Source organism: Actinoplanes sandaracinus, from assembly GCF_030009775.1.
Taxonomy (GTDB): domain Bacteria; phylum Actinomycetota; class Actinomycetes; order Mycobacteriales; family Micromonosporaceae; genus Actinoplanes; species Actinoplanes sandaracinus.
Genome location: NZ_JASCTH010000014.1, coordinates 258,508 through 269,571, shown reverse-complemented (window position 1 = coordinate 269,571; position 11,064 = coordinate 258,508). Strand labels below are relative to the sequence as shown.

The window sequence follows — 11,064 nt, the reverse complement described above, 5'->3', positions numbered from 1 at the left end:
AGGCCGCGCAGCAGCCGGTTGTGGGCGCGGTTGTCGATGGCAAGGGGTTTGCCGTCGGCCGGTTGCTTGATCGGGGTTTTGATGCCGTGGCCTGCGCTTTCGTAGCCGGAGTCGGCCAGGGCGGGCAGGTCGAGCTCGGCGGCGGGCCAGTTCAGCGCGGCGGTGACGCCGGGTTCGCGGGCGCAGTTGGTGTCGTGCAAGTGCCCGGGCATCGCCGCGGAGGTCCAGATCGGCAGGCCGTGCGGGCGCATGACGGCTTGGATGTTCGCGCCGAAGTCACGGTGCTTTCCGGAATACCGGGCGTCGATGGTCTCGCCCTGGACCGGTTTCAGGGCGGTGTGCAGGTCGGTTGCCTGGGCGGCGAGTACGGCGACGCCTTCGTCGCGGTAGCGGTACGCGGTGGCCCGAGAGACACCGAATCCGGCGCCCAGCAGGGTCAGATCTTCGGCTTTGCGGAACCAGATGAGTACGAGAAGTGCTTGGTAGAAGCAGGTCAAGGCACGGGTGTCACGCCGGGTTCCCCGGGTTCGGCGTTCAGCGGCGAGCAGCCGGCCGAGGTACTGCACGAGTTCCCTGGGGACGTCGATCATGGCAGATATGCGATCACGCGGAGTCCTCGCCGTGTAGGTGATCTTGTGGTGAGAACTCCCTACCGAGGGCTCCGCGCCCCTTTCCAGCACCGTCCGATCTCGCCGCCTTCGCCCGTGTCGCACCAATCAACACATTCGCGTCGCTGAGATCAGCTCACTGCGCCTGACCCATTTCTAATGCAAATACCAACCCAAACCTTGGTGAGATCACCTCACTCGACGCCGCAAGTTGTTGCGCGCAGAGATTCATTGACATCTGTCAGTGGTTCGCCTTTGAATGGTAGCCAATTGGCGCGCGCTACAGCTAGTCCAACCGAAAGGACAGGTCAGTGTCTGAGAGTCGTAAGGTCGCAGCGACGCTAATCGCCGGCGCCACGCTGGGTTTGGGGATCCTGATGTCCCCGTCCGGCGCGCAGGCCGCACCGGCGGGCGCCGGCGCGGCAGCCGTCACCTGCCCAGCCACGGTCGCCCAGTTCGTGGTGATCGCCTCGCCGCGCGCAGTCGCCAAGTACCTGGACAGCACGTTGGTCCGCACCTCGGTTGTCAGTGGCAAGCTCCAGTGCCACTTCATCGGCACGTCGTACGCCGCGGTGCCTGGCCGGCCGCCGGTCACCACGCCGAACGTCGCGTGGTCCAGGCCGGCCAGCGTGTTCTGAACGACGGTTGAATAGTCGGACGTGGGTGGTGCACCACCCACGTCCAACTATTCATTTCGTCCCGCTGGCGGGACGGATACTCATCGTCGACAGCGACAGGTGCGATTCCCGTCATCGGAGCGCCGGTTGGCGCGGGCGATGTTGGTCTCGCCGTTGATGCGGTGCCAGCCGATCGCGGTGTTACGCCGGGTTGCTATCGCGCGCGTACTCAGCGGCATGTGAGTGAACTGATCTTGGATCTGACGGCAGCACCGCAGGGAAGTTCTTACCCCTACTACGATATTCGCTGGTTGCGATCGGTCCACGTCCATAGGCGGGCTCGCCAGAGTGCCGGTGACCGAGTCATGCCCTTGACATGGAACGCCGCTACTGCCACCACACCTTGAATCCGCCGATATTCCCAAGGTCCCGTCGGTGGGTTGCTTGATCGGGGTTTTGATGCCGTGGCCTGCGCTTTCGTAGCCGGAGTCGGCCAGGGCGGGCAGGTCGAGCTCGGCGGCGGACCAGTTCAGCGCGGCGGTGACGCCGAGTTCGCGGGCGCAGTTGGTGTCGTGCAAGTGCCCGGGCATCGCCGCGGAGGTCCAGATCGGCAGGCCGTCCGGGCGCATGACGGCTTGGATGTTCGCGCCGAAGTCACGGTGCTTTCCGGAATACCGGGCGTCGATGGTCTCGCCCTGGACCGAGAGGGTGGTCTCGGTCAGTCGGTCGCCGTCGAACAGCTTGCCGTCGAGGATGACGTACCTGGGAACGACGATCATGGCACGATATGCGATCACGCGGATTCCTCACCATATAGGTGATCTTGTGGTGAGAACTACCTACCGAGGGCTCCGCGCCCCTTTCCGGCACCGTCCGATCTCGCCGCCTTCGCCCGTGTCGCACCAATCAACACATTCGCGTCGCTGAGATCAGCTCAGTGGCGGTAAACGGCTGGTCGGCGCCCTTCCCGTACGCGCTACTGAGCCCACTTCCACTCAGGACAGCCGTAGCCCGTCTCGCAGACCCGGAACTCGGTGATGATGGTTCCCGCCGTCTGATTGCCGCAGCCGCCGGCAGAGACGTTGGCGTCGCCCTTCGTCAGGGTGCCGCCCCCGGCCGCCGCAGGCTGGACACCGATCTGGTGATCGCGGTGGTTCAGGCGCTACATCCCGACACCGGCTATGTGACGCGGTGGCGGCAGGCGCTGCGCGTGATCGGCGGGGAGATCGATGCGGTGTCCCAGGTCCGGGTGCGGGACAGCCTGCCGCCGGATCTGGGCGGCTTCACCGGCCGCACCGGCGAACTCGACCGCCCAGGGTGAGGGTGCGGTGGTGATCTCCACGATCGAGGGGATGGCCGGCGTCGGCAAGACCCGTCTCGCCGTCCACGCCGGATACCTGCTTCACCAGCGGCAGCCGTTCGAGCGGGTCTTCTTCGTCGACCTGCGCGGGTTCGATCCCGACCCGGCACAGCCGCCGGCCGACCCGGCCGCGGTCCTGGACGGGTTCCTGCGCCTGCTCGGGATGCCCGGCCACCAGATCCCGCACGATCTCGACGCGCGCCGCCGCCTGGCCGATCTGCTCGCTGCGACCCACCTGTGCGTGGACGCCTTCACTCCCGACGAGGCACGGGCATTCCTGGCCGGGGCCGTACCCGGGATTCCGGTCGGCTCGGATCCGCGCGCCACGGCTCGCATCGCCCGGCGCTGCCGCTACCTGCCTCTGGCTCTGGGCCTGGTCGCCGGGCACATCCGCGGCACACCGGGCTGGACGCTGACCGATCACGCCGACCGGCTCGACGAACGCCACCACGACCGGCGCCTGGACACCGGCGTCGAACTCGCCCCCGCCCTGTCCCACCAGCGACTACCCGCCGACCGGCGGCGACTGCTGCGGCTGCTCGCCCTGCACCCCGGCCAGGACTTCGACGCGTACGCCGCCGCGGCCATGGCCGATGCGGACCTGGACACCACCCGGGCCGGCCTGGTCCTGCTGCGCGATGACCACTTGCTCCAGGAGGCCACACCCGGCCGGTTCACCTTCCACGACCTCACTCGTGCCTACGCCGCCATCCGGGCCGCCGATGAGGAGCCCCCGCCCGCCCGTCGTGCCGCGCTGACCCGTCTCTTCGATCACTACCTCGCGACAGCCGCGGCGGCCATGCACACCCTGCACCCGGCCGAATCGCTCCTCCGGCCGCAGATCCTCCCACCGGGAACCCCCGCCCCGGGCCTGACCGGCCCCGACAGCGCGCGAGAGTGGTTGGACACGGCACGGCCCACCCTGGTAGCGGTCGCTGTCCACGCCGCCACCCGTGGCCGGCCGGCCCACACCACCCTGCTCTCGCGCATCTTGCAGCGCTATCTGGCCGCCGGTGGCCACAACACCGACGCGGTGACGGTGCACGATCACGGCTACCGCGCAGCGCGTCAGAACGGCGACCCGGTCGGGCAGGCCCATGCCCTGATCGACATCGGCTTCACCTACGGGCGGCTCGGCCGGTACGGGTCCGCCGCCGAGTCCATGCAGCGGGCCGTCGACCTGTTCCGGCACACCGGCCGGGGCCGCGCGCGCGACGACTTCGGCGATGTCGGCGAGCCACCGGGCCGTAACGAGACGGCTGTCGACCGCAGCGCGCGAGCCTTGACCCGGTCCCGGCAGGTGGACGACCGCGTCGGCGAGGCGTACGCGCTGGAAGGCCTGGGTCTCGTGCATCTGGAGCTGGGGTGGCACGAGTCGGCCGCCGATCATCTGCGGAGAGCCCTGACGCCCTCTACACCGATCTCGGCCGGCCCGAGGCCTACCACGTCCGGGCGCACCTCACCGCTGTGGACCCCGCCGTGCCCGACCCGCGAACGGTAGGGTCCCCGGGCCCGGACCTTCTTCCACCGAACTGAGGGCAGCGGCGCGAACGCTCAGGCGGTGGAGGTCGCTGCCGAATGACACCACGGGTCAGGAGGGGCCATGGACGTCCCAGGTTTCAGCGCGAGCGAGGTATCCGCCGCGGTGACGGAACTCGAGGACACGTACGTCTTCGACACCGTCACCATGCGTGCCCACGCCGCCGAGCTGGAGCGGCGCGCGTACGAGCTGGACGAGCCTCTCCTGGCGGCCCGTGCGAGGCTCTGCCTGGGGCATCTGTGTCTGCGCGCCGGTGAGGTGGCTGATGCCGACCGCATCATCCGGCAGGTGAACCGGTGGGCCACGGAGCACGGGGATCGGCAACTGCTGGCCCGGTCCCATTCGTTGTGGGCCAGCGTGCACCGGCACAGCGGCGACGACGCCGCCGCGCTGGACCACATGGTGATCGCGGTGGAGTTGCTCGACGCGCACTGCAGTCCGTACCTGCAGATCTGGGCCCGCGTGAAGCTGGCTGACGCGCTCGGCCAGCTCGGGTCGATGGACGCCGCCCGCGAACGCTACGCCGACGCCGAGCAGTTGGCGGAGCGGCTCGGCCAGGAACGGGTGCACGTCGGCGTCCTCAACAACTGGGCGTGGACGGAGTGCGACACCGGAAACCCGGGCGAGGCGGGCGCCGTCGTCGCGCGGATGCTGGACTGCGCGACGCGGTACGGCTTCGCACTCGAACCCGCGGACATGGACACCGTCGCCGCCGTGCAGATCGCCAACGGGGCGTACGCCCAGGCCGAAGAGCTCCTCCTGATCTGCATCGAACGGCATCGGCGGGATGACGACTACGAGGAGGCCGATGCGCTGCCGGAGTATCTGCTGTCTCTCGCCCGGGCCCGGCGCGGACGCGGAACCCTGGACCCGGCTCAGCACGCCTTGGACGAATGCCGTGACCTCTGCGCCGCCCGGGGGCTGAACGCCCTCCTCGCTCGCGTGCATGCCGAACAGGCGGAGATCCATGCGGCTCGTGGCGAGTTCGCCGAGGCCTTCATGGAGCATCGAGCCTATGTGGCCGCTGTGATGAACGCGCATTCCGAGCAGCGTGAGGCGAGCGCACGCACCCGCTTGGCTCTGCTGGAGACAGCCGAGGCCCGCCGGGAAGCCGCCGACTTCCGTGCACAGGCCCGCCACGACGCGCTGACCGGCGTCTACAACCGGCGTTTCGTCGACGAGGTGCTTCCCGTGCTGGCCGCCGACGGCACGCTCTGCGCGGTGGCGCTGCTGGACATCGATCACTTCAAGCGTCTCAACGACGAACTCTCGCACGCGACGGGTGACCGCGTCCTGGTCACGGTCGCGGAGATACTCCACGCCGCGGTCTCGCGGCTGGGGCCGGACGCTTTCGTCGCCCGGATAGGCGGCGAGGAGTTCCTGATAGCGCTTCCGCGCCGGTCGGCCGCGGAGGCCGCGACCATCGCCGACACCGTTCGCGGGGCCGTGCGGGCTCATCCGTGGGTGGACCTGACCCGTGGCCTCCCGGTCACCGTCAGCATCGGCGTGGCGGGAACCGACGAGGGTGGCGACGCGCCGTCGGCGCTGCTGTCCCGGGCGGATGCGCGGTTGTACGAGGCCAAACGCGGAGGCCGCGATCGGGTCGCCTCGTGAACGTGTGACCGGTCTCCTAACTGGGAGGCCTCGATCAGTGCGAATACGTCACATCCGACAATAATGTACGAAGTAAGAAGGATCATTATTGAAGTGGCATGATCCGAAGCATGGGCGATGAGGTCCTGTACCGCAGCGACCACACTGAGGTCGTCCGCCAGACCGGGCGCGATGACCACGCCAGCGTGATCGGTAAGCGAACCACCGGCGCGGGAACGGTGCGCCGTATCGAGCACGAGCGGGACGTGTTGCGGCATCTCGCCGGCCTCCGCGGAGTGCCCCGGCTCGCGGCTCGCCAGTCCCGGCAGGTGCTGGTGCTCGAGGACGACGGCGCCCGGCCCGCGCCCGCCGGCCCGCTGCCCGTGCCGCGCCTCATCGAGGTGGCCCGCACGGTCACCGACACGGTGGCCGCCATGCACCGGGCCGGTGTCCTGCACCGGGACATCACGCCGGCCAACCTGATCTGGCCCGATGCCGGTCCGCCGATCCTGATCGACTACGACCTCGCGGTGATCGGCCCGGCCCGGCATCGCGGCGGCGAACAGCCCAAGGATCCGGTCGGCACGCTCGGCTATCTCGCGCCGGAGCAGACCGGCCGGATCCGGCTGGCCGTGGACGAGCGCTCCGACCTGTACGGACTGGGCGCCACCCTCTACGCGCTCGCCACCGGGAGCCCGCCGTTCGCGGGTGACGATCCGCTCGAACTGATCCGCGCCACCCTGGTCGAGACGCCGGTCTTCCCCACCGACCGGAATCCCCAGCTACCGCCACGGCTCGCCGAGATCCTCATGCGCCTGCTGGAGAAGGATCCCGACCGGCGGTATCAGAGTGCCGACGGGCTGGCCCACGACCTGGCCCGGCTCGCGGCCGGATCAGCCGACCAGTGGACCCTGGGCGAACGTGACTTCCCGGCCTTCCTCGCCGCGCCGGCCCGGCTGGTCGGCCGTGACCAGGAGATCCGCCGGCTGACCGCCGCGCTGGAGCAGGCGCCGGCCGGTGGTCCCGCGCTGCTGGTCACGGGCCCGCCCGGGATCGGCAAGAGCGCCCTGATCCAGGCCCTGCGACCGATGATCACCGCGCGCGACGGGTGGTTCGTCGCCGGCAAGTACGACCAGTTCCGCACCGGCACGCACACGGGCGGAATCGTCCGGGCGGTACGCGGCCTGACGCGGCTCCTGCTCGCCGAGCCGGAGCCGGGCATGACGGCCGACCGCGAGCGCATGGCGGCGGCGCTCGGGCCCAATGCCGCGATGGTGGCCGCCGCGGTGCCGGAGATGGCGGCGTTCCTCGGACCGGGCATGGCGGCCGGACCGATCGACGCGACGGCCGGCCACGCACGGCTCAGCGCCGCGACCGTCGCCATGCTGCGGGCCGTCGCCGCGCACCACCCGACGGTGTTCGTGCTGGACGACCTGCAGTGGGCGAGCAGCGCCTCGCTGCGGGTGGTGGACAGCATCGTCAGCGCCGGCCCGATGCCCGGCCTGCTCCTCGTCGGCATCTACCGGGACGAGGAGGTCGACGCCACGCACCCGCTGTCGGCGCTCGCCGCGCACTGGGAGCGCGACGGCGGGGCCGGTCCACCCGTACACCTCGGTGGTCTCACCGGTGACGGCCTGGCCGATCTGATCGGCGCCATCCTGCGCATGCCGCCGGAGGCGGTGACCGAACTCGCCGATCTGATCAGCGAGGGCAGCGGCGGCAATCCCTACGAAACGGTCGAGCTCCTCAACGCGCTGCGCACCGAAGGGCTGCTGACGCTGGCCGAGAACGGCTGGCAGTGGGACCGCGGCGCCGTACACGCCTTCGTCGCACGGCATCGTGTCCCGCAACTGCTCGCGGCCCGGCTGGAGCAGCAGCCGGAGGAGAGCCGGCGGCTGATGACCGCGCTGGCCTGTCTCGGCGGCGACGTCCGGCCTGCGTTGCTCGCCGCGGCGACCGCGCTACCGGAGCCGGATCTCGTGTACCGGCTGGCCCCCGCGGTGGCCGAGGGCCTGGTCGCCGTGGATCCGGCGGTGACCGCCATCCGATTCCGGCACGACCTCATCCATCGGGCCGCCCACCAGGACATGGCCGCCGCGGAGCGGGAGCAGCTTCAGCTGGCCATGGCCCGCCGCCTCGCCGACCGCCAGGAGAGCCGGCAGGAGGCGGCTGAGCAGTACCTCGCGGTCACCGGACTGGTCACGACGCCGGAGGAGCGGCGGATCGCCGCGGATCTGCTGCACACGGCCGGCCGGCGGACCGTCCAGATGGCGAACTATCCGGTGGCCGAGGAACTGCTCGCCGCCGCGCAGGCGCTGCTGGCCGCGGCGGCGAGCGGCCCGGACGCGGCGACTCGCGACGCCGTCGCCGTGGACCGGCACTCCGCGCTGTACTGCTCCGGCCGCCTCGACGAGGCCGACCAGGTCTATCGGGACCTGGTCGACGGCTCGCCCGAGCTGCTCACCCTGGCCACCGCCACGGCGATCCAGATCAACAGCCTCACCCAGCGTGGGCTCAACCGACCCGCCGTCGATCTCGGCCTCGACGTGTTGCACCGGTTCGGCGTCGAACTGCCGCGTGACCTGACCACCGAGATCGCCGGGGCGGTCACGGAGCTCTACACCTGGGCGGAGCGTCTGCCGTCGGTGCCCACGGAGACGACGGACCCGGGCATCATCGCCACCGCTCGCCTGGTCCACCGGCTGCTTCCCCCCGCTTTCCAGCTCGACCCGCTGCTGCACGCCTGGGTGGTGATCCAGGGCTGGCGGCTGTGGGCCCGGCACGGCGTGTGCCCGCCCCTGGTCGGCACGATGGGCTCCGCCGTCTGCGTGACCATCGACCAGCGCGACGACTACCGCACCGGCTACCTGCTCGCCCGGCACGTCGTGGCCGTCGGCCGGGAATGCGGCTATCAGGCGGACACGGCGGTCGCCCAGTTCATGTACCTCTGTCTGGCCGCGCACTGGTTCGAGCCGCTGGAGGAGATCGCCGAGACCGTCCAGCAGGTGCACGAGGATCTGCTGGCGGCCGGCGACGTACAGGTGGCGAGTCTGTTGTCCACGCGGCTGCTGGCTCTCCTGCTGGAGAGCGCCGACTCGCTGGAGGTGTGTGCCGACGAGATTCCGTCGGCGTTGTCCTTCGCCGAGCGGACCGGCAGCCGGTACTCCGGGCTCGCCATGATCGGATACCGGCAGCTGCTGCGCGCTCTGCGCGGGCAGACCTCCGGGCCCGGGAGGTTCGCCGCGCCGGACTTCGACGAGGACGCCTATCTGGGCGAGATCTCCCGCTCCGAGCCCGTGCTGGCGACCTACCACACCGTTCGGGGCCTGGCCGCGCTGATCTTCGACGACGCCGAGACACTCGACGCGCACTCGGCCGCGGCGATGGCGCACGTCCGGGGAGCCCGCGGGTACTACGTGACCGCGCACGCCCGGCTGTTGCGGTGTCTCAGCCTCACCGGTCGGATCCGCGCCGACGGCCGGGCCGCCGCCGAGGTCCTCGCCGAACTGGCCGGCGCCCGGGACTGGCTCGCCCGGCGGGCCGCCGACGCGCCGCGCAACTTCGGGCCACTGCTCCACCTCGTCGACGCGGAGCGGGCCTGGGCGCTCGGCGACCCGGCCGCCGCGGCCAGAGACTTCGACGCCGGCTTGCAGGAAGTGGTCGGACGGCCGTGGCACCAGGCCCTGCTCGCCGAGCGAGCCGGGCTCTTTCATCTGAGCCAGGGCTTGACGTACACGGCACACAGCCTGTTGGCCGAGGCTCGCGACACCTATCTCCGGTGGGGCGCCACCGGCAAGGTGTCCCGGATCGAGGCCAGCCACCCGTTCCTGCGGGCCACCACGTCGGCCGGGACGTGCGCCGGTACGGAGGCCTGCGCCGGCCGGGTCGACCTGCTGGCGATCCTGCGCGCCTCTCAGGCGCTGAGCAGGCAGACGACCGTGTCCGGGTTGCAGGCCGCGGTCGGCGAGGTGCTCAGCGCGATGACCGGGGCGACCGACGTACGCCTCGCGTTCCGGCACCGGGATGACGAGCACTGGTACGTCTCGGCGATCACGGGCGGCGAATCCCGGCACACCGGCGTCACCGCGCCGGTGACGGACCCCGAGGCCGGGCCGGCCGATGTGGACCCGGACCGCCCGGATGAGGACCGCCTGCCGATGTCGGCCCTGCGGTACGCGCTGCGGACCCGGGAGCCGCTGCTCGTCGCGGACGCGATCCACGACGACCGGTTCAGCCGTGACCCGTACCTCGCCGGGCTGGAAGCCTGCTCGCTGCTGGTCGTGCCGATTCCCAGCGGGAGCGCCGCCGACTCGGTTCTGGTGCTGGAGAACCACCGCCAGTCGGGCGTCTTCTCCACCGAACGCCTGGAGACGGTGCGGCACATCGCCGGGCAACTCGCCGTCTCCTTGGACAACGCGTTGCTCTACGACTCGATGGAGAGCACCGTGCGAGCGCGCACGGCGGATCTCGCCGCGACCAACCGCGAACTCTCGGCCGCGAACCGGCTCAAGGCCGACCTCATCGGCATGCTCGGCCACGAGATCAACAACCCGCTCGCGATGATTCTCGGGTACGTCGACCTGGCGCTCACCGACGAGATGCCCGATCCGATCCGGGATCTGGTCATGAAGATCCACCGCAACGCGCAGCGCCTCAACACCATCGTCCACGAGGTTCTCGCGCTGGTCAGCATCGATGCCGGCCGGCTGAACGCCACGCCGCGCCCGGTCAGCGTGGCCGACCACATCCAGGCGGCGCTGGCCGCGACGGCTACCACCGGGGTGGCGGTGTCATGCCCTCCGGACCTGATCGCGGCGGTGCAACCAGGACACCTCGATCAGATTCTCACCAACCTGGTGAGCAACGCGACCAAGTACGGCGGCGGCGCCACGGCGATCATCGCGCGGGCGGACACCGTCGTGGAGACGAGCGCGGGCGCCGAGACCGACGGCGGGCCGCCCGAGGCCGGCGCCGATCGGCCGGACGACGGCGTGGGTGGGATCACGCCGGTCGTGACGGTCGAGGTGCGCGACGAGGGCACCGGGGTCCCGCCCGAATTCCGCGACCGGCTCTTCGACCGCTTCGCCAGGGCGGAACCGACGGCGGGCACGGTGGCCGGCACCGGGCTCGGCCTCTACATCGTCCGGGAACTGGCCCGGGCGAACGGCGGCGACGTCCAATACCGCTCGGCGCCGCTACGCGGGTCGATTTTCGTGCTCACGCTGCCGGCGCCCAGTGCCACGCCCGCGCCGGCGCACCGGGAACCGGCCTCCGCGCAGCGTTGACCGCCCCGCCGGCCCGATCCTGTTACCTTCGCTCGCCGGCACTCGTCACAGGTACGACGAC

Annotated in this window: 7 protein-coding genes; 5 read left to right on the top strand and 2 right to left on the bottom strand. The window is 70.7% G+C overall.

Annotation, left to right across the window (positions count from 1 at the left end):
- Window positions 1-590 (bottom strand): transposase family protein (locus QLQ12_RS22570; protein ID WP_282762282.1); only part of this gene is annotated, 590 nt, incomplete at its 3' end.
- A 329-nt stretch (window positions 591-919) separates the two neighbouring features.
- Here QLQ12_RS22570 and QLQ12_RS22565 point away from each other — a divergent pair.
- Window positions 920-1,246, top strand: coding sequence for a hypothetical protein (locus QLQ12_RS22565; protein ID WP_282762281.1), 327 nt, complete (start codon window positions 920-922; stop codon window positions 1,244-1,246).
- 80 nt (window positions 1,247-1,326) lie between these two features.
- Here the strand turns inward: QLQ12_RS22565 and QLQ12_RS22560 are convergent, their stop codons facing one another.
- A complete protein-coding gene (locus QLQ12_RS22560; RefSeq protein WP_282762280.1) occupies window positions 1,327-2,022 on the bottom strand; it encodes a transposase family protein in 696 nt (231 codons plus the stop codon).
- A gap of 344 nt (window positions 2,023-2,366) precedes the next feature.
- On the opposite strand from QLQ12_RS22560, the gene QLQ12_RS22555 reads away from it, so the two are divergent.
- The 4 genes from QLQ12_RS22555 to QLQ12_RS22540 all read left to right on the top strand — a co-directional run bounded on the left by QLQ12_RS22555 (window position 2,367) and on the right by QLQ12_RS22540 (window position 11,003).
- Window positions 2,367-2,546 (top strand): hypothetical protein, encoded by a 180-nt coding sequence (locus QLQ12_RS22555; RefSeq protein WP_282762279.1) that lies wholly within the window; start codon window positions 2,367-2,369, stop codon window positions 2,544-2,546.
- A gap of 10 nt (window positions 2,547-2,556) precedes the next feature.
- The gene (locus QLQ12_RS22550; RefSeq protein WP_282762277.1) at window positions 2,557-4,086 is read left to right on the top strand and encodes a tetratricopeptide repeat protein; all 1,530 of its coding nucleotides are present in this window, start codon (window positions 2,557-2,559) and stop codon (window positions 4,084-4,086) included.
- 102 nt (window positions 4,087-4,188) lie between these two features.
- The gene (locus tag QLQ12_RS22545; protein WP_282762276.1) at window positions 4,189-5,739 is read left to right on the top strand and encodes a diguanylate cyclase; all 1,551 of its coding nucleotides are present in this window, start codon (window positions 4,189-4,191) and stop codon (window positions 5,737-5,739) included.
- A gap of 110 nt (window positions 5,740-5,849) precedes the next feature.
- Window positions 5,850-11,003, top strand: a complete 5,154-nt coding sequence (locus QLQ12_RS22540) for a sensor histidine kinase (RefSeq protein ID WP_282762275.1) — start codon at window positions 5,850-5,852, stop codon at window positions 11,001-11,003.
- The last annotated feature ends 61 nt before the right edge of the window (window positions 11,004-11,064 follow it).

What these genes read in the sequence shown, in the direction of transcription:
- QLQ12_RS22545 (WP_282762276.1), top strand. Translation starts at nt 4,189, where the DNA reads ATGGACGTCCCAGGTTTCAGCGCGAGCGAGGTATCCGCCGCGGTGACG.
- QLQ12_RS22540 (WP_282762275.1), top strand. Translation starts at nt 5,850, where the DNA reads ATGGGCGATGAGGTCCTGTACCGCAGCGACCACACTGAGGTCGTCCGC.